This is a genomic window from Klenkia terrae, assembly GCF_900491935.1.
Lineage (GTDB): Bacteria > Actinomycetota > Actinomycetes > Mycobacteriales > Geodermatophilaceae > Klenkia > Klenkia terrae.
The window spans coordinates 2,598,368-2,617,621 of the sequence record NZ_UEXK01000004.1 but is presented as its reverse complement, the minus strand read 5'-3'; the positions used below and the strand labels follow the sequence as shown (position 1 = coordinate 2,617,621).

Here is a 19,254-nt window from a genome sequence, read left to right as displayed (position 1 = left end):
CGGCGGGGTCGGGCTCCGGGTAACCGGAGTCCGACCCCGCCGAGGGGTCCTGCAGCCCTGAGGTCAGCTGGTGGCGTGGTCCTCGGGCTGCGGGGGGGTGAGTGCCGCGCTGACGGCGTCCACGATCTGTTGGTAGCCGGTGCAGCGACACAGATTTCCGGAGATCGCATCTCGGATCTCTCCATCGCTGAGCTGCTCACCGGCGTCGACGACCGGCTGCAAGGTCATCAGGAAGCCAGGGGTGCAGAACCCACATTGCAGTCCGTGGCATTCGTTGAAGGCACGCTGCAGTCGGTTGAGCTGCCCGTCCTCAGCGAGACTCTCGACAGTACGCAAGCTGTGTCCATCAGCCTGGACGGCGAGCATGACGCAGGCACGCACCGGCTCCCCGTCGAAGTGGATGGTGCATGCGCCACAGACGCCGTGCTCGCAGCCAACATGGGTTCCGGTTAGCCGCAGTTCATGACGGATGAAATCCGTTAGGAGCATCCGCGGCTCCACCGACCGCCGGTATCGGTTGCCGTTGACCTCGACTTCGATGTCGCGCTTCACGCGGTCCCCGCCTTTGCCTTGTTTGCTGCTGTCATCACCGCACGGAAGGTCATCTCACGAATGACGTCACGTCGGTACTGCACGTCGCCGTGCACATTCCCCAGGGGGCTGATGTCGGCTGTGGCAACCCGGGCGGCTTCGCGGACTGTGTCCTCGGCGAGGGTGCTGTTCTCGAGCACGGCGGCCGCGGCCTTGGACTCCTCGGGGCGCATTCCCGCTCCTAGCAGCCCGACCCGGGCGCTCCGACAGACACCTTCGGCGTCCAGCTCGACGATCGCTGCACCGCCGCCGATGGCGTAGTCACCGTGCCGGCGGGCGAACTCCTGGAAAGAGGCCCCGGTGATCGTTCCCGGTTCGGAGTGACGGTCCGGGATGATCACCTCGGTGATGATCTCGTCTGGCTCGAGGCTGGTCGTGAAGATCGACACGAACAGGTCGTCCACTGCAACCTCACGTTGTCCGCGGGTCGAGCGGGCGACGACTCGGGCATCGCTCATGAGCAGGACGACGGGTACTTCGGCGGCAGGGTCGGAGTGAGCCGTCGTACCGCCGATGGTTCCTCGGTTGCGAATTTGCGGATGCGCGACGTATCCCAAGGCCTCGGTCAGCAGTGGGTGGCGTTCGGCGACCAGGGCATGGCCGGCGACGGTGCTGTGCCGGACAAGGGCTCCTATCCGCAGCTCCCCCGCAGCGTCGTGGATGTGGGCCAGCTCGGCGACGCCGTTGAGGTCGACGAGCAACGACGGCGCCGCGAACCGAAGGTTGAGCAAGGGGATAAGGCTCTGCCCGCCTGCCAGCAACTTTGCGTCGTCACCACCGTCGGCGAGCAACTGGGCGGCGTCCTCCACCGTGGAGGGTGCCTCGTACTCAAACGCTGGAGGCTTCATGACCGCCCCTCCGGATCTTCTACGTCATGCACCGTGTCCTGCACTTGGCGGCTCCTTCTCACTCGCCCGCAGCAGACGCAACGAGGGGGCGTCATGTGTGGGGCAGGTTCAACCTTCCCTGGCGGGCTCCGGTGTGATGTCTCTGCTCTCGGACAAGCCGCACGCACCGTCGTCAGGATTCCGCAGGGAGATCACAACGGAGCGGGTCCGAGAACCTGGTCCTGCAATGCGACGAGGTCTGCGCGCTCCTGCTCTTGCAGGAGCGCGTACATGCGCAAAGCGATGGACAGTTCATCTCGCGAGGTGGCGATCGACCTGTCCAGGATTTTCTCGGCGGACCTGAGTCGGTAGGCCACCGTTCGCTCGTGCACGCCGATGACCGATGCCGTGGATGCGGCGTTCTGCCCACTGGCGAAGTAGGCACTGAGGGTCTCTCGTAGGACCTTGGCTCGCTCGTCGGCGCGGTAGAGAGGGCCCAACTGCTCCACGATGAAGTCGCGGACAGCCGGGAGGTCTCGCAGAACCAGTGCCTCCAGCGCGACCGAGGTGTACCGGGTCACTGGCTGCGGGTGGATCTGAGCGACCCGGTATGCCTGCCACGCCTGCCGGTAGGAGCGCTGCATCCCATCCAGGTTGTCGCCGTACTGGCCAACGGCCAGGAACGTCTCGGGAGCTGTCTCCAGGGCAGACAGGTCCTCATCGGAGGATATTTTGGTATTGGGCCTGCCGAGCCATCCCACGACGGTGCCGGCCGCACCGGAGACAGTGAGTGATTGCCAACCCAAGGATGCTGCGGCCTTCTTGATGGCGGCCTCGGGCGCGGTCCCCCAAGCGATCACGCTGACGTGCCGTCCGCGCAACGAGTACCCGAGTGCGGACTCATCCACGGGGATACCAGCGAGCAGGTCGCGGACCAGCGCCCGCCGTTTACGGTCCCGTCCCTGCAGATAGAAGGCGCGGTATTCCTGTTGGTATGCCTCGATGATGGAGGCGTTGACCCGGTCGTTCCAGATGAACTGGTACTGGCTGATGTGTCGCAATACCGGCAGGCGCTGCGACGATTGGGGCATCAGCTCATCTGCTACCTCGAGGATGCAGTCCCAGGTCAGGGCCTGGCCGACCCGCGAGGTTCGCAGCAGTGCGTGCAGGTCGACGTCGGCTTGGGCCGCTAGCCGTGCCTCGCGCAGGCGCGCATCCGAGGCACGCTCGGGAGGAGGCCGTTCCTCGGTCACTCCATCGAGGATGTCTCGGATGGAGCTGCTGATGGATTCGGTCTCCCCGGCCCTCAACGCCGGGTTGTCACGCAGGTAGAACTCCGGGATCTCATCGCGCAGACGACGTGCGATCCTCGTGGTGAGTTCGGGCAACCGTTCCCGTACCCCGTCGGCCACGGCCTGCAGGTCGTCTTCGAGTGTCACTTGCCGAGCGTACGAGCAACCACGTCAGTCGTCCGGTGCCTGGATCGCCTCATCGGCAGCCTTCCTGCCGCCAGCGCCGAGCACCGGAGGGCAGTGGCCCGGCGCCGTGGGGTGGGTGGGTGGCGCTGCACTGCACGCGGCTTGCAGCGGTCCTCGCAGCAGGTTTCACCAGTCATGCGTGGTGGGCCGGACCGGGCCGCTCGGGGGCGCCGCTCAGGATGCTGGTTACTGCATTGTCTGCTGTCTCCAGGGCGCCTTCGATGTAGCCGGGGAACTGCAGCGACACGTCGGAACCGATGAAGTGGACCCTGCCGTGCGGCTCCCCCAGGCCCTTGTGGATCTGGCTGAACTGCCCGATGTAGGGCGATACCCAGGGGCCACCGAACAGCGGGTCGGCCGCCCAGTCGTGGTATTCCACGCCGTGCACTACAGCCTCGGGGACGTAGTGGTGGACTGCGGCGGCCACGGCGACCTCGTCGGTGGGGTCGAAGGAGTCTGAATCGGTGAACGCGACGAGGAACCGCCCGCCGTCTGGGGTTGCCATGTAGTCATAGACGGTGGGGAACACGCCATCACCGGTGCACGACAACCCTGCTGGCACACCCGTGACGTGGATGATGAGCTTGAGTCCACGGCAGGCATGGCCTCGGGCCACGGCAGCTGCCCTCCTGGATGGCAGCGCGGGCTCCAGTGTGATGTTGCGCCAGGTGTTGAACGGGGTCGCGATCACCACGTGAGTAGTGCGGTGGCGCTCCCGCTCCCCCGCGCGCTCGACGAGCACCTCGTAGGTGCCGTCCTCTTGCCGAGTGACCTCCGTGACCAGTGCCCCCTGAACGATCTGGGGCACGTCAGCGGCCATGGCCGCTACCAGTTCGTTCATGCCGGCGGGAACGATCTCGTCGAGGGACAAGACGACGCCGAGCACGCTGTATCCGTGGGCGGCCACCTGCTGCAGAGCCCACAGTGCGGAGGACTTGGAGGGGTGCTGCCCCAGCATGTTCCAACTCCACGAAAGCACCAACTGCTTGGCGACCGGGCCCAGACCGAGCGTCTCTACGTAGTCGGTGAGCGGGATGTCCAAGTCGTCGAGGTTCTGGTTCTCCAGGCCAGCCGTGATGTCGATGCGGTGTGCATCCCGAAGCATCCGGTAGGAGCCGGTCTCGACCGATGTCGCTTCCTCACCAGGGACCGGGAAGGCCCGGTCGTAGTCACCCGATCCCAGGCGGTTGCGGAAGTGGGTGGCCTCGGGGGCGGGTGCTGTGGGGACGCTGTAGCGGTCCAGTTCCCCGGCCAACCGCGGGTGGTGGTGCCGTTCCAGGTAGGTGCCACCGATCTCGACCTGGACCTCGGGGAACAGTTCAGACGCCCGGGTGTAGGCCCGACCACCCAGGCGATGCCCCCCCTCGAAGAGGACCACCGAGGAGCCCGCAGCTGCAAGATCCCGGGCGGCTCGTAATCCAGCGAATCCTCCGCCGACAACGATGACGTCGTATGCCACTGGGTTCTCCTTCGAACGGCTGCAGCTGCGGTGTTCCCGGCTCCGAGGCTTGGGATGGGTGGAGTATCCGGACATGCGGGGTGGGACGACTGTTCGCGTTCCGGCAAAGGCAGCGGTCCCGCTTGTGCCTTCCCGCACGGCACGGTGAGCTGTCACCGGTCCCGTGGACCGTCCTCGTCCTGATCTGCATGGCCGCACCCTGATCGCCCGCCCCACGGATCGGCGGCGTCAGTATCAGCGGCGGTCCCGGCTCGTGGGCCGGCTGTCTCGTGCGGGCGGCACGCTTGTCGAGGCCGGGCAATCCTGAGCTTGGGCTTTCGGTTTGCAGCAAGCAGCTGACCCTGCTCGGCGGTCAATATTGAGGTTCAGCCCACTTAGCGGAAGGTCGGCGCCTGCATGACTGCCACCAGCTCCAGCCCTGCCCCGCAGGTCCCGCACGTCGGGGGCCGGACGCCACGGATCGAGGACCGTCGACTCCTGCGGGGTAAGGGTTACTACGTCGATGACGTGCACCTGGCTGGTGCGCTGGCGATGCGGGTTGTCCGGGCGACGAGCGCTCACGCGACCATTTCTGCCATCGACACGGAAGCGGCTCGCTCGCTGCCTGGCGTTCGGCTGGTGCTGACCGGTGAGGACACCCGGCATTTGGGTGTGATCCCCATCGAAGAGATCGGGTACCACGAAGGCTTCCCTGAGTTGGACACGTTTGGTCACCCCGTGCTGGCCGTGGACAAGGTCCTCTACGTGGGCCAGCCGGTCGCCGTGGTGGTGGCCGAGGATCCCTACCTGGCCGAGGACGCTGCTGAGCTCGTGAGCGTCGACTACGACGACCTTCCTGTGTTGTTGAACCCCGTTGAGGCCGCCGGCTTCAGCACCCCGCTGCATGCGGGTGGCAACGAGCCGGCACGGTTCGTCAAGGAGTACGGCGATGTCGAGGCAGCTTTCGCCGCGGCTGCGCATGTGGTCACGGGGGAGTTCGAGATCGGCCGTCACACGGGGATCCCGATGGAGACGCGGGGTTGTGTCGTAGAGCCGAACCCGGCTCGTGATGAGCTGTGGATGTGGGGTCCGGTCCATGTGCACGACTCCCGTCGTGTCATGGCCAAGGTGCTGGGTATGCCGCAGAGCAGCATGCGGATGCGTCACACCGACGTCGGCGGCAACTTCGGCGTCCGAGGCGGCGCATTTCCTGAGTACATCCTGGTGGCCCACGCCGCGCGGATTCTTGGCGAGCCCGTGAAGTGGATCGAGGACCGAGTCGAGCACATGGTGGGCATCTCTCATGCCCGCGAGCAGGTCCACCACATCTCGGGTGCCTTCGATGCTGAGGGCAAAATCCTCGCGCTCCGCGATGAGATCTGGCACAACCATGGTGCCTTCATGCGCCAAGCTGAGCCGCTGGTCAGCGACATCACCGCGGGCATGATCGTGGGCCCGTACCGAATTCCTGCGTTGTCCGCGGAGTTGCATGCGGTCTTGACGAACAAGACTCCGCTGGCGGCCTACCGGGGGCCGGGTCGCTTTGAGGGGACGTTCGCTCGGGAGAGGCTGTTCGACCTCGCGGCGAAGGAGATGGGTATCGACCCGGTCACCATCAGGCTCCGCAACCTTCTGACTGCTGCTGACTTGCCTTGGGAGCCGGGCCTGGAGATCGCATTCGAGCCGTACTCCTTCAATTCCGGTGACGTACTGGACCACGTGCAGAAGGCTCTGGCAGCCGCCGACTACGACGCGTGGCGGGAAGAGGCCGCAGCAGCGCGTGCCGAGGGGCGTCTGGTGGGCAACGGTGTTGGTCTGCTGATGGACAAGGCTGGCCTGGGTCTCTACGAGACGGGGTCCGTCGAAGTCGATGAGGCCGGTCGTGTCCGAATCTTGACCGGCGCATCTTCGGTGGGTCAGGGCATCGAGACGGTGTTGGCTCAGATTGTCGCCGACCAACTCAGCATCAATCCCGATGTGATCGACGTGTTGCACGGAGACACCGACCTAGTGCCCGATGGGGTCGGTTCATGGTCGAGTAGGTCCACGGTGCTTGCCGGCGGTGCAGCACGCATCGCGGCGATCAAGACTCGCGAAAAGGCCTTGGAGTTGGCCAGTGAGATGCTCGAGGCTGACGTCGCTGATTTGGAGCTCACCGAGGGTCGAGTTCAGGTGGTGGGGTCACCGGGCACATCATTGAGCCTGGGGGAGATTGCGCAGCGTTTCGACAACTTCACTGCCCGGCTGGCCGGCAAGGAGCCCGGGCTGGGGGCCGACGCCGTTTATCTCGATGACCACATGAACTACCCCTATGGCATCACGCTTGTTCAGATCGAGGTCGACCCCACTACGGGGGGTCACACCATCCGCCGCTTCTTTGTCAGCACCGAAGCTGGGAAGGTCATCAATCACCTCACCACGGAGGGGCAGATCATCGGGGCCGCTGCCCAGGGCATCGGCGGGGCCCTATTTGAGGAATTCCTGTACGACGAGGCTGGGCAACCACTGTCGACGTCGTTCATGGACTACCTGATTCCCACCGCTGAGGTGATCCCACGCGTGGATTACTTCATCACCGAGGACGCCCCAACCCCGAACAACCCGTTCGGCGCCAAGGGCCTGGGGGAAGTGGGGCTGATCGCGGTGGGCGCGGCGGTCGCTGGTGCTATTGATGATGCACTCGGCGGTGAGTTCCGCGTTCAACGCGTCCCTGTCCATCCGCAGGCTTTGTTCACGATGGCTCGCCAGGCCATGGCGGGGCAGGAAGGTACCGCCGTGGACGACGTCGCGGAATCGGATACGACCGCGTTGCAGATTCACCTGGGGACTCCGGCAACCGACGACTGATGGCTGAGGGGTGCGCGGTGATGGGGGCTGCACACCGGGTGTAGGCCAGGCCTCCGCCTCACTTGTGTCGGCGACCTTGCCTGGCACCGCGGCGCTGCTTGCTGCCCACAGCTAGGCAACCCCACCGCGCGCAGGGCGCTTTGCGCACGGCTGCGAGCTGAACGCTGGCGGCATTCATATGGCGCTGGCGCCGCTGTGGCCGGCCGCGCACACCCGCTGCTCCAGGTGCTGTTCGACGATGACCAAACGAGCGGATCGAGGTAGGGACATGACCACCGAACCGCAGGGCGAACCCGTTCGCGACGAGCTGGAGTTTCGCCGCAAGTCCACCTACATCACTGACCGGATCACTGCAGATGGTTCCGGAGACTGGCCGGTAGAGGCGGGTCGCTACCGGCTGGTCGTCGCTCGAGCATGTCCGTGGGCAAACCGGGCCATCATCGTTCGTCGACTGCTTGGCCTGGAGAATGCTATCTCCCTGGCGGCGTGCGCGCCCACTCATGACTCGCGCAGCTGGACGTTCGGCTCGCACGCAGGGGACCTGGATCCTGTGCTGGGCTATGAGCGACTGCAGCAGGCCTATCTGGCTAGGTTTCCCGACTACGACCAGGGCATCACTGTGCCGGCGCTGGTCGATGTCCCGTCTGCTGCCGTGGTGACCAACGACTTTGCACAGCTGACGTTGGACTTCTCTACACAGTGGACAGGGCTGCACCGCGCTGGGGCTCCCGACCTCTATCCCGAGCCGCTCCGGGACGAGATGGACGCTGTCATGCAGCGCATCTTCAGCGACGTGAACAACGGGGTCTACCGATGTGGCTTTGCGCAGTCGCAGCAGGCCTACGAACGCGCCTACGAGCGTCTTTTCAGCGCGTTGGATTGGTTGTCCGAACGCTTGGCCACGAACAGGTATCTCATGGGTGGATCGGTCACTGAAAGCGATGTGCGGCTATTCGTCACGTTGGTTCGGTTCGACGCTGTCTACCATGGTCACTTCAAATGTAACCGCCACAAGCTGACTGAGCTGCCGGTCCTGTGGGCATATTGCCGCGATCTCTTCCAGACTCCGGGGTTCGGTGACACGGTGGACTTCCTCGAAGCCAAGCAGCACTTCTATCTCGTGCATGCTCACATCAACCCATCGGGGGTCGTGCCCAACGGACCCGATCTGAGCAATTGGTTCACTCCGCACGGCCGGGAAGCCCTCGGAGGCCGCCCGTTCGGAGATGGGACTGCCCCTGGACCGGCCCCGGCCGGTGAGGCAGTACCTCCCGGTCACGGCGTCGTCTGAACCGTCACCGCGGGCTGCTGCGCCCGACTGAGCGCCGGACCTGTGGCAATGGCGGGTTGCCACCGCGCCGCACAGGAAAGCTGACCAGGCGGGGCCGGACCATCAAGGGGCTCGGGGCGCATGAGCCCGCGGTCGCCGACCACATGAAGCGCTCAGCAGGCGTTGACCACGATCTGCGCGGCCGGTGACCGTTAGCAGCCGGACAACGCGCGCGGCATAGCGCTGGACTGGCCGGCCGGCCGGGGTGGGCGTGCATGAAGGCGCTGCCCTCCACCCGAGCGGCGGTGGAGGGCAGCGCGGTCTCTCGGCGGCCCTTCAGGACCGCGGCTTGAGCTGCTCTTCGAGCCAGTCGACCATTTCGATGCGCGGACGCGGCCCGAGGTTGTGGCAGCAGTGGTCCCCGTCGGGCTCGATCACGATGGTCAGGGGGGCGTCGACCGCCAGCTGCTTGACCACCTCGACCTCACTCACCGGAACCTCGTCGTGCATACCGTGCTGGATGTACGTCGGGACGCGTAGCTTGTGCAGCTCGGAGCGGACGTCCATGAGGGTCATGACCCGCTCGCGAGACTCCTCATCCGTTGATGACGCGGTGACGTACTTCCAGCTCTCCTTCGTCATCGGGGTCTCTTCGTCGTAGGAATCCATGTCGGCGAACCCGCCCCAGGAGATGCAGGCGATGAACCTGTCATCCAGGGCTGCGCTGCGCAGGGCGTAGTGCCCACCGAGGCTGCGACCGACCACGGCGATGCGCGAGGAATCGATCTCTGGGAGCTTCTCTGCGTAGTCGACCACTGCGGAGGTGTAACGCTCGTAGTCACCGCGCAGCGGGACCTCCGGGAACATCTCGCCCTGTCCGGGGCCGTCGAAGGTGACCGTGGCAATGCCGCGGGCCAGGAGCTGCTGCTCAAACTGGTAGCTCTCCTCCTTCGTGGACTCGAGACCGCCCAGCAGCACCGCGGTGGGGAACGGGCCCTCGCCCGTCGAGGGGGTTCGGACGTAGCCAGGGACGGTGGCACCGTCCACGGTGACCTCGAACCGATCCGCCGGCGGGTTCAGCAGCGGGGCTGCGCGGCGGTAGAGCTCGACCTTGCGCTCCTGTCCGGCTCGACGTCGGTCGTCGAACCACAGGAACTGGGCGTACTGCGCAGCGAGCGAGCCCAGGACGAAATACTCGCCGGCGCTGATGGTGTGCCCACGGGACTCGGCTGTCTCGCCGAGTCGCTCGTAGTTGGCAGCCGTCTGCATCCAGTGCTCGAACCACGTCACGGACGGGTCACGATCCCGGGCGCTCACCAGGTCGGCGTAGGGGACTCCATCCAAGATGAGACGCCCCCAATTGAGCATCTCCTGCTCCGGCTGCAGCACCGCACTACCGCTGTTGTTCGTCACAAGGCCCTCTCCAGAACAATTCACCGCTGGTCGTGGCACGCTGCACTGTCCCGGCGACGCTGCCTAGTGGCGTGGCGTCACCGAATCCGAGGCGTGTGGACGTAAGTATCGATTGACCACCTGCTCTGCAGGCTTGCCCTCGGCAGACAAAGACGTCGTCTTGGTTGCGGATTCCGAGGAGGCTGACCGGCTCGACGCTTCGGACGCCGCCGATAGGTGGTCGGCGCAACGATGGGCCGCTGCCCCATATGTAGAGAGCCACAATGGCAGCGGCAGTCGACCGGGATGCCCCATTTACACCACCTGCGCCGGGGGTCTTTGCATCGCCCGGGCTCGCGCAGGATGTCGGTGGCGCCGGGCTGCTGCGGCGCGTAATCAATCGGGGGTGGCCGAGGCAACGGATGTTCTGCTGGGGCACCAGGCTGAACGGACCTCGGCTCGGCCACCACGAGGTGGTGGCCGAGCCGAGGTCAGTGACGGGCAACCCATCCACGGCACCTCCGGTGGAGGAGGGTGGCTACTGAGGGGCCCCAGACTTGCTGTCGCCAGCAAGTTCGGGCAGTTGCCGCTGGCAGCCGATGAGCCGGGGCGCTCCCGGGGTCTCCCGGCGTGGCGCGTTTGGGTCTGCGGTCGTGTTCAGTCGTCCTGGTGAAGTCCGGCGTACTTCTTAGGGGTGCGGCTGGTGTCGCGATGTGCCTTCATGCGCATGGGCACGACGATGAGCAATGCGAGGGCGATGGTGATCGGAGCCGCCCATGTCATGGCGTCGAACGACGTCCCGGTGGGGTTGAGAACCGCACTGAGCCACACGTAGCCGAAGCCAGCCCCGCCGATGACGGCGACAATCGCCGTTCCGGCCTTGAGCTCGTGCCGGCGGCCGAGCATGACGATCGCCCCGACGCAGATCAGCATGTACGGGATGACCCAGTAGTACGGGTACAGCGTGGCAACGTGGGCGTAGACGTCGAGCGGAGTGCCGCCGCTGACAGCTGCTAGGACGATCGGAACGATCGTGGAGATCACGGACACGACAACGATCGCGCGGACCGGGGTCCGACGCTTCTCATCGACGTGTCCCAGGGCGGTCGGGAGAAGCCCGTCGACGGCCATCGTGGCCCACACACGGGGCGCGTAGTTCATGAACCCGAGAACGACCGCGTAGCAGGTGATGGCCAAGAACAGGTCAGCTACCGGCGCCAGGACGCCGAGCCCTGCGTTGTCTGCCATCGCCGACAGGGGCGATTCACCAGCCGCAGTGGCGTCGGCGATGGCCGGCAGGACCGGCACGGTGAGGAGCGTGGCGACTAGCCCGACGCCACCGACGATCACCGGCACCAAAGTCATGAGTCGGGGGATGGTGCGCATCGGGTTCTTGGTCTCCAGAGCGGTCGCTGCGCTGGATTCGAAGCCGACGAAGAAGGTGGCCGACAGGACGATGCCGGCGAAGAACCCACCCCACGTGAAGTCGGTGAACGTGAACTGGTCACCGAAGGCGAACCCGTCGGTGAAGACGTTCGCGATGAGGACCAAGGCCACAATGGGCGCGGAGACGAACAGGAGGCCAATGCTCAGTCGGGTGGAGGTATCCAGCCCACGGATGGCGAACCAGGTGATGCTGAGCATGGTGAGGATGTAGATGACTGTCTGACCGCCCAGGCCGTTGGCCGCGGGCAGGTCGAAGACGGTGGCGATGAAGCTTCCGGTGTACACCCCGAACACCTGGAGGCAAACAATCACCCCGACTGCGTAACCGACGGCCAGCGAAGCCCCCGCCAGGGTGCTGGCCTTTACCCCGAGCACGTTGTCGATGTAGGAGTACAGCGCGCCAGACACCACGTAGCGCCGGGCGAAGGGCACGATCGCCAGGCCGATGAACGCGACGAGAACTGTTCCGGCAAGGACTGACAACCAGGCGCTGGAACCCGCTACCGGACCAGCCAGAGCTGGTGCGGTGGCGGCCATGAGTACGGGACTGAAGGTGACGACCGCAAGACCCAGGGCCTTGGGCAGACTCAGCGTGCCCTGCTGCAGGCCGCTCAGCTCCCCATGACCGGTTTCTTCGTGGCCGTCCCGTGCACCATCGGTGACGTCTGACGTCATTTCTTCTCCTCGTTAGCGGTGGCCAGCGCGGGAAGTATGAGAGTGATCACATGGCCCCACATGTCCTCTTCCCTGCAATATGTGCGCTCTTGATTGCTCATCTCAGCAACCGCCGGCGGGGGGCTGATCGCACCCGTGGCCCGGCTCGATGTAGCTGGCACGGCGTAGTCGCAGCTCACGGTGCCGCGCGTAAGCACCCACTCAGGTGGTCAGGCGTCGTGGGAGGCAGCCAGCTCACGTGGGGTGGCACGCGCAAGCGATGGGGGCGATCTCGGTCATCGCGCGATGGGGCCCGACCCTCAGCCCTCTCCCCCGCCCTAGGTTGAGGGTCCGGTGCCGGCCTCAGACATTGCGCGTAGCGATGGGGTGAAGGGCTTCTATCTGCCGCCCGACAGTCCGAACCCTGCATCGAGGGTGCAATCGCGGGCTCAAGGTTGCCGGATTTCGCAATCCCAGTACGTCCAGAGATGGTCAGGATTGGGGCTCCCGCCCGATGAACTGGAGGATCCACATGGCCGAGTTGAAGTCGGCGAGCGCAGGTTCAGCCTTGTTCGAGACCTGGCAGCCTGAGGGGGTGATCGTGCACAGCGGAGAGCCCGCAGGGCGCGGCTTCACCCTGCACGAGGACTACACCAACGGCTCGCGAGGATGCGGATTCTTCGAGTGCGACCCGGCGAAGACGACTTATGAGCTCACCGAGAACGAGATGATCTACGTCCTTGAGGGTGAGGCACGGATTGAGCTCGAGGACGGCAGTGCCATCGAGGTGAAGGCCGGCGACGCCGCCTTCTTGCCCAAGGGGCATATGTCGACGTGGACGTTCCACACCCGGTTCCGCGAGTTCTGGGTGCTCGCTGACTGAGCCTCTCCACGAGGCGGATCCGCGGTCACGGGGGCCGCGGATCCGACACGAACGGGCTCAGGTCGTAGGTTCCCGGCGCTGTTGGAACGTGGTCATCCGAACTCATCGGCCGTGATCAGCCTCGGTTGATCGGTGGATGGACCGGATCGTCCAGTATCCTTGGCAGTGCAGGCGTGTTGCCGGCCAATCTAGGAACTGAGCGTTGACCGTCCGCTCCTACCCTTGGGATGACCTCGCTTCAGCAAGAACTCGGCGGAGCTCGGCCACACCGGCATCTGAGGCGTGGTGCGCTTGTTCGATCTGGTCCAGGGTCCACTGCATCAGATCGACCGCAGCCTGCGAGTGGGCGGCTGGTTCCTTGAGCTGGATGACAGACGTACCGATGGCTCGGTGCCACTCTGGTCCCAGGCTCATGGTTAGCCCTCTCCGTGTCGTAGCTGAGCCCTCAACCCTACGGTCCCTGCAGCGATTTGTCTGACGCTGTCCGGGAACCACACCCGGTCACCGTCTTGCATGCATGTGCCAGAGGAGGGATGCCGAAGTGGGTGTTCGTTCCAATGCCGCGACGGCTGACTAGCTGGCAGCGGACCGCCCACAGGTGCGAAGGCAGCAACAGTTCACAAAGTGATCCCGGTTAGGACGAGCACCCGTTCCTCGGTGAGGTCCTCCATGGCTGCACGTACACCTTCTCGGCCCGTACCGGAGTCCTTGAGACCGCCGTACGGCATCTGGTCGGCCCGAAAACTCGGTACGTCACCGATGACCACGCCTCCGACCTCGAGCTCGTGAGCGGCGCGGAACGCCAACTGGAGGTCGTGGGTGAAAACGCCGGCCTGCAGTCCAAAGCGGCTGTCGTTGACTCGGTCGAAAGCCTCGTCGATGGAGTCGACTGTCTCCACGACGACGACAGGACCGAAAATCTCCTCGCGGGACACCTTGGCGTCCCGGGGCACATCGGTAAGCACGGTCGGGGTGTAGGCGGCGCCGGACCTGGTCCCACCGGTGAGGAGGGTGGCGCCAGCTGCAACTGCCTCCTCAACCCATACCTCGACTCGGCACGCGGCCACCTCGTCGATCAGGGGCCCTACGTCGGTGTTGTCATCTGCGGGGTCGCCGGTACCTAGCTGCTGCACCACCTCGACGATCTTGGTGGTGAGCTGTTCCGCGATCTCGCGGTGGGCGAATACGCGCTGCACCGAGATGCAGGACTGGCCGGCTTGGTACATGGCGAAGGTTGCAATACGCGCTGCTGCATGGGCGAGGTCGTCTTCATCCTGGTCGGGGGCTACGACCACGGCAGCGTTTCCCCCCAACTCCAGGGTGACGTGCTTGCGGGGAACGGCGTCGCGTATCGCCCAGCCCACGGGGACCGAGCCGGTGAAGGACACGACGGGTAGTCGCGGATCGGTCACCATGACGCTGGCCACGTCATTGGTGACGGGGAGAATTGACCACGCCCCCTTCGGAAGGTCGGTCTCGGCCAGGATCTCGCCGAGCAGCAGTGCCGTAAGTGGGGTTGCCGGGGCGGGCTTGAGCACGATTGGGGTGCCCACAGCGATGGCTGGCGCGACCTTGTGGGCGACTAGGTTCAGCGGAAAGTTGAATGGCGCGATGCCCAGCACAGGGCCGCGAGGCGCACGGCGAACGAGGGCCATGCGACCGGTTGCCGCCGGATCGGTGTCCAATCGTTGGACGCTGCCTGACCACCGGCGAGCTTCCTCGGCTCCCCAGCGAAAGGTCGAGGATGCCCGGGCGACCTCGATGCGGGCCCACTTCAGCGGTTTGCCTGATTCGGCGGTCAGGACTGCAGCGATCTCCTCGACGCGCGTCGACAGCTCCCGCGACACGTGGTCCAACGCAGCGGCACGGACATGCGCTGGGGCGGAGGCGCAGGTGGCCTGGGCTTGATGAGCGGTGGCGATGGCTGCCTCGACATCCTGCGGCACCGCCAGCGTGGTGCGACCGACGGCCCGGCCGTCATATGGTGAGAAGACCTCTAGGGGGTCATCACCTAGTTTTGGTTCGCCAGCGATCCAGTACGGCGTAGCCATCACTTGTCCTCCTGGTATTGAAGATGAGGCGCTGCTGGCTGGCCCTCGAGTGCGATGGTGGGCAAGGTGACATGGCGAGGCCGGCCCACAGATCCAATCCGCGCAGCTGGCCTGAGGCCTCGAGCGGGCCGCTCGGTATCCGATAGCCGACGACCCGCTCGCCTTCGGCTGCAGTGCTGAGGATGAGGGTGCAATTGCTGGGCGTTACGTCGGCCCGGTTGAGCCCGCGTGGCGCTGCCTTCAGCGTTTGACAGTGTTGATCAGGGTGTAGACCTTGGTGAGCGGGGTGCGTATGTCCCATCGGCCAGTCCAACCATCAGCCAGCACTGCCGACACCCCAGGCCCAAGACGAGTTACGACACCGTCGGCGGAGACCAGGTCGCCGTCTCCGTCGATGACGTAGATGTACTCGTCCTGGCCGTCCCTCACTGTGGTGAACGACCCGGGGGTCACCGTCCATCGCCCGAACTCAGCGTGTTCGGTTTGGTGATGGCGGACCGTGCTCATGTGGGGGTCTCCCGACAGCACCCGCTCTGAAGGGACCGGCTGAGGCGGGGGCCATGCGAGGTCGCCGTCGTCGAAGCTGGTCATGCTCGTCGCGCCTGGCACACGGAGTGGGTCCTCGGGGCTCCGCTCACGGAGCGTTGGGCTGAATGCGTCATCTGTACACCTCGTTGTCGTGGTCAGACATGGGTGGCTGGCGTATCAGCCAGGGTCGGGCATCGCCTCACTGTGCGGCAGTCCGCGGCGCCCCTGGGGCTCGGCGGTTCGCCGGGCCAGACGCTAGGGGGCGGAGTGAACCCGATGAACTAGCAGACGCTATGAATCTGACCGTCGAGCTATACGTGAGGCTAACTTTGCGGCATGCGCGGACGTGTCCTGACAGTGGCCGACATCGTGGGGGCACACAGCCTCGACATCAGTGTCCTCGCTGGGGGGCTTGGGCAGATGCGTGAGATTCTGTGGGCCCACAGCTGCGAGATGGCCGATCCGGTGGAGTGGCTTGGTCCGCACGAGCTGCTGATGACCGTCGGGTTGTGTGTCCCCAGGCTGGCCGCTGAACAAGTCGAGTTTGTGGCGCGACTAGATGAGGCCGGGCTAGCCGGGATGGTCATCGGCGATCATGACGTCGCGCCCAAACTCACTGGCCGGATGTTGGCAGAGGCCGACCGCAGGCATTTCCCGATCCTCCTGGCGGGCCGACGAACGTCGTATGCGGTGGTCGCGCGGCACGTGGCAGCAGCGAATACCACCGATCAGACCCTTCAGGTCCTCGCGCTCAGCAAGCTGTACCACCTGGCCGCCTCCGCAGACGGCAACGCCACCTCGCTTGTGGCTGACCTGGCGGCTCAGCTCAATATCGGGATTGACGTCCTTGACCAGACCACCGGCCTGTCCTTGCTCACATCGGCCAGGCCGGAGGGGTCACTGGATGGCATCCGTGACGTGGTCCGTTCCTACCCATTGGAGGGTCGCCACCGCGCGCAGGTGGTTCTGAGCGAGTTCCCTGGGGAGCCTCTCGACAGCTTCCTGCTAGTCCACTTGCTCCAGGTCCTGCGCAGTGCGGTGGACCGACTCCTTGACGCTGCGGACAGGCGATCTGAGGTGATGGCCCGTCTCATGCACGCAGTCCTCAACGGAACTGCAGATGCGCGCGCTCTACGAAGCTTCTTGTCGCCCCACGAGCTCTCTGAGGGGTTTCATCTCGTTGCCGTCAGCAAGGCCGTCGGGCCGCACATGGCTAGGGCCAGCGCCTGCCTGCAGCTATCGGTCTTGGTCGGACCCGGGAGGGTTCATGACCTAGCTCTTGTGCCAGCGGATGAGCTGGGTTCGTTTCGAGGGGCTATGGACGTCCTGGTGACAACCGCCGGGATCAGCTCGGTCTTCACCGATATCGCGGACGCACGGGCCGCGGCGGTCGAAGCAGGCAAAGTACTGACCTCTGCAGAAGAGGCGAAGGGCTGGGCGGCCTACGAAGGATCCTCAGTATCGGTGTTGACGCGGTCGAAGAAGGAGGCTGACGACATCGTCAGCAGAGTGCTTGGACCGCTGGCCGGCGATGATGACCGGTCCAGCTCGCTGCGGGCCACCTTGTTCGCTTACCTGCGCAACGACAGAAGATGGCAAGACACGGCCGATGAACTGCAGATTCATCGGCAGACGCTCTCGTATCGCCTGAAGCGCGTACAGGACCTGACCGGTTTGGATCTGCGCCGTTCCTCCGACTTGTCCGCAGCTTGGGTTGCGTTCCAAGCATGGCGTCTCACGGGCGGCTCCTAAGCGGTGTCCCCGAGGCCAGCTCCTGGCCCGGACATGCACCGCGAGGTCGGATTCTCATCTGCCCCGGGTCCGTGGGCCGCGCGCTGGCCGGCAACCACCCGTGATCCCAGCCCCCGGAAAAGCCGCAGGGCAAGCGTCGGCTCCTACGGTGATGGTCGTCCGTCGCTCGTACTGGTGGACAACAAGTAACGACTATTCGTGGTGGAGGCTTATACAGCTCCCAGGCTCTGCGCCCTACCTTGGGAGCTGTGGCAAGGGGTCCGAGCCCCGAACTCGATGACCGTGTGGCTCGGGTCGGCGGACCAGCCCTTCATCCTCCCAACCCTCGGGTCCATTCCGCTTCGGTAGGGCACGGCCTCACCTTGGCCGACGGACTTGGCCACCGGTCTGCCGTGCTTGCAGTCGCCCCGGCCCGCGGCGCAACCCCTCGACGCCTGATGACTGCCGAGCAGAACCAGCGATGTCCCTCCGAACTGAGTAGGAAGCTATGACAACCCAGCCCCGCACTCGCGATTTCGTCAACGGGAACGTCTCTTTCTGGCACCGACAAGCCGGAATGCCCACGCCTCGGCCATCCCTGCCGGGAGACCGCCGGTATGACGTAGTCATTGTGGGGGCTGGCTACACCGGCTTGTGGACGGCCTACTACTTGAAGAAGGCGCAGCCGGACCTGCAGGTTGCCATCCTTGAGAGCGAGTTCGCGGGCTTCGGCGCGTCGGGGCGTAACGGCGGGTGGCTTAGCGCCGAGCCGCCGGGACAGCTGCGTCGGTATGCCGCGCAGCATGGCTGGGCCGCCGCAGTCGACTTCCAGCAGCGGATGTTCACTGCCGTCGACGAGGTGATCGACGTCTGTGCAGCCGAGGGTATCGACGCCGACATCCAGAAGGACGGATTGCTGCACGTCGCTACTAATCGAGCTCAGGAGAAGCGCCTGCGCGAGCACCTTCCGGCGCTGCGCAAGGCCGGCTGGGGGCCCGATGACCTCATCGAGCTGACGGCGACTGAGACAGCTCAGCGGATCCGTTTGGGTGGTGGTCTGTCATCGCAGTTCAGCCCGCACTGCGCGCGCATTCAGCCGGCCAAGCTGGCTAGTGGATTGGCCGACGTCGTGGAGAGGCTCGGCGTGGACATCTTCGAGCAGACCCGGGTGACGGAAATCCGTCCACGGGAAGCGGTCACCGCGCAGGGGACGGTCACGGCTGATTACGTCATCCGCGCCACTGAAGGGTTCACGGCCCAGCTCAAGGGCGCCAAGCGCGTCTGGTTGCCGATGAACAGCAGCATGGTCGTCACCGAGCCCCTCCCAGCTGACGTCTGGGGGCAGATTGGCTGGGATTCAGCCGAGCTCGTCGGGGATGGGGCGCACTCGTTCTGCTACATGCAGCGCACGGCGGACGGTCGGATCGTCTTGGGCGGCCGCGGAATCCCCTACCGTTTCGGCTCTCGTACTGATGACGGGGGCAACACCCATCGTGTCACCCAGGAGCAGCTGCGTGCTGTCTTGCGGCAGTACTTCCCAGCCGCTGCCGACGCTGCCCTCGACCATGCATGGTCTGGCGTCCTGGGCGTCCCGCGCGATTGGTGCGCAAGTGTGTCTGTCGATCACACGACCGGTCTTGGTTGGGCCGGCGGTTATGTTGGTCATGGAGTCACCGGCACGAACCTCGCCGGTCGCACATTGCGGGACCTCGTTCTGCGCCGAGACACCGACCTGGCGCAGTTGCCGTGGGTGGATCGCCGGGTGCGAGGCTGGGAGCCTGAGCCAGCGCGGTGGATCGGCGTCCGCAGCCTCTATGTGGCCTACCGGGCGGCCGATCGTCAGGAGTTCGGCGGCGCTCCCCGAACATCTCCGATCGCCCGCGTTGCCGACAAGATCTCTGGTCGCTGAGTCAGACCTGGGTCGAGGAACGGGCTCCGTGGCTGCCACTACAGGGGGCAGCCACTGGGCCGTAGTGCGAGGGCGAGTTGACCCTCGCGTCTACCACCCGGAGAACGCAGGGTGGGCCTCTGGCCCACCCTGCGTTCATTTGGCCGGTTGACTCGAAGCGCCGGCCCTCAGATGTGAAGTGTCGTGTCGCCGCTGTTGGTTCGGGGGTG

13 protein-coding genes are annotated in these 19,254 nt (G+C 65.4%); 5 read left to right on the top strand and 8 right to left on the bottom strand.

Going from position 1 to position 19,254, the window contains the following annotated elements:
* Positions 1-63: 63 nt before the first annotated feature.
* The 4 genes from LFA75_RS13210 to LFA75_RS13195 form a co-directional block, all read right to left on the bottom strand.
* Positions 64-552 carry a (2Fe-2S)-binding protein gene (locus tag LFA75_RS13210; RefSeq protein WP_225234092.1) on the bottom strand — a complete coding sequence of 163 codons (489 nt, stop codon included), beginning with the start codon at positions 550-552 and terminating at the stop codon, positions 64-66.
* On the bottom strand, positions 549-1,439 hold the full coding sequence (locus tag LFA75_RS13205; RefSeq protein WP_225234091.1) for an FAD binding domain-containing protein: 891 nt from the start codon (positions 1,437-1,439) through the stop codon (positions 549-551). Before LFA75_RS13205 ends, LFA75_RS13210 begins: the two co-directional genes overlap by 4 nt.
* 191 nt (positions 1,440-1,630) lie before the next feature.
* On the bottom strand, positions 1,631-2,857 hold the full coding sequence (locus tag LFA75_RS13200) for a PucR family transcriptional regulator (protein ID WP_225234090.1): 1,227 nt from the start codon (positions 2,855-2,857) through the stop codon (positions 1,631-1,633).
* Between the two features lie 172 nt (positions 2,858-3,029).
* Positions 3,030-4,355, bottom strand: a complete 1,326-nt coding sequence (locus LFA75_RS13195) for a flavin monoamine oxidase family protein (RefSeq protein ID WP_225234089.1) — start codon at positions 4,353-4,355, stop codon at positions 3,030-3,032.
* A gap of 396 nt (positions 4,356-4,751) precedes the next feature.
* Between LFA75_RS13195 and LFA75_RS13190 the strand changes: the two genes are divergently transcribed.
* The gene (locus tag LFA75_RS13190; protein WP_225234088.1) at positions 4,752-7,181 is read left to right on the top strand and encodes a xanthine dehydrogenase family protein molybdopterin-binding subunit; all 2,430 of its coding nucleotides are present in this window, start codon (positions 4,752-4,754) and stop codon (positions 7,179-7,181) included.
* A 268-nt stretch (positions 7,182-7,449) separates the two neighbouring features.
* Complete coding sequence (locus tag LFA75_RS13185) at positions 7,450-8,472, top strand: glutathione S-transferase family protein (RefSeq protein WP_225234087.1); 1,023 nt, start codon at positions 7,450-7,452, stop codon at positions 8,470-8,472.
* Between the two features lie 315 nt (positions 8,473-8,787).
* On the opposite strand, the gene LFA75_RS13180 is transcribed toward LFA75_RS13185, so the two are convergent.
* Both LFA75_RS13180 and LFA75_RS13175 read right to left on the bottom strand, forming a co-directional pair.
* Positions 8,788-9,864, bottom strand: coding sequence for an alpha/beta hydrolase family protein (locus tag LFA75_RS13180; RefSeq protein ID WP_318249996.1), 1,077 nt, complete (start codon positions 9,862-9,864; stop codon positions 8,788-8,790).
* A gap of 636 nt (positions 9,865-10,500) precedes the next feature.
* Positions 10,501-11,964: an APC family permease gene (locus LFA75_RS13175; protein WP_225234086.1), complete on the bottom strand. Its 1,464-nt coding sequence runs from the start codon at positions 11,962-11,964 to the stop codon at positions 10,501-10,503.
* Between the two features lie 511 nt (positions 11,965-12,475).
* Here LFA75_RS13175 and LFA75_RS13170 point away from each other — a divergent pair.
* Entirely contained in the window at positions 12,476-12,826 is a 351-nt protein-coding gene (locus LFA75_RS13170; RefSeq protein WP_225234085.1) for a cupin domain-containing protein, read from the top strand.
* Positions 12,827-13,443: 617 nt separating this feature from the next.
* On the opposite strand, the gene LFA75_RS13165 is transcribed toward LFA75_RS13170, so the two are convergent.
* Both LFA75_RS13165 and LFA75_RS13160 read right to left on the bottom strand, forming a co-directional pair.
* Positions 13,444-14,877, bottom strand: a complete 1,434-nt coding sequence (locus tag LFA75_RS13165; RefSeq protein ID WP_225234084.1) for an aldehyde dehydrogenase family protein — start codon at positions 14,875-14,877, stop codon at positions 13,444-13,446.
* A 240-nt stretch (positions 14,878-15,117) separates the two neighbouring features.
* On the bottom strand, positions 15,118-15,468 hold the full coding sequence (locus LFA75_RS13160; RefSeq protein ID WP_225234083.1) for a cupin domain-containing protein: 351 nt from the start codon (positions 15,466-15,468) through the stop codon (positions 15,118-15,120).
* 294 nt (positions 15,469-15,762) lie between these two features.
* On the opposite strand from LFA75_RS13160, the gene LFA75_RS13155 reads away from it, so the two are divergent.
* Positions 15,763-17,157 carry a PucR family transcriptional regulator ligand-binding domain-containing protein gene (locus LFA75_RS13155; RefSeq protein WP_225234082.1) on the top strand — a complete coding sequence of 465 codons (1,395 nt, stop codon included), beginning with the start codon at positions 15,763-15,765 and terminating at the stop codon, positions 17,155-17,157.
* Between the two features lie 487 nt (positions 17,158-17,644).
* A complete protein-coding gene (locus tag LFA75_RS13150) occupies positions 17,645-19,045 on the top strand; it encodes an NAD(P)/FAD-dependent oxidoreductase (RefSeq protein ID WP_318249994.1) in 1,401 nt (466 codons plus the stop codon).
* The last annotated feature ends 209 nt before the right edge of the window (positions 19,046-19,254 follow it).

Coding starts and splice junctions, on each gene's coding strand:
- LFA75_RS13205 (WP_225234091.1), bottom strand. CDS start 1,439: ATGAAGCCTCCAGCGTTTGAGTACGAGGCACCCTCCACGGTGGAGGAC.
- LFA75_RS13190 (WP_225234088.1), top strand. CDS start 4,752: ATGACTGCCACCAGCTCCAGCCCTGCCCCGCAGGTCCCGCACGTCGGG.
- LFA75_RS13185 (WP_225234087.1), top strand. CDS start 7,450: ATGACCACCGAACCGCAGGGCGAACCCGTTCGCGACGAGCTGGAGTTT.
- LFA75_RS13175 (WP_225234086.1), bottom strand. CDS start 11,964: ATGACGTCAGACGTCACCGATGGTGCACGGGACGGCCACGAAGAAACC.
- LFA75_RS13170 (WP_225234085.1), top strand. CDS start 12,476: ATGGCCGAGTTGAAGTCGGCGAGCGCAGGTTCAGCCTTGTTCGAGACC.
- LFA75_RS13165 (WP_225234084.1), bottom strand. CDS start 14,877: ATGGCTACGCCGTACTGGATCGCTGGCGAACCAAAACTAGGTGATGAC.
- LFA75_RS13160 (WP_225234083.1), bottom strand. CDS start 15,468: ATGACCAGCTTCGACGACGGCGACCTCGCATGGCCCCCGCCTCAGCCG.
- LFA75_RS13150 (WP_318249994.1), top strand. CDS start 17,645: ATGACAACCCAGCCCCGCACTCGCGATTTCGTCAACGGGAACGTCTCT.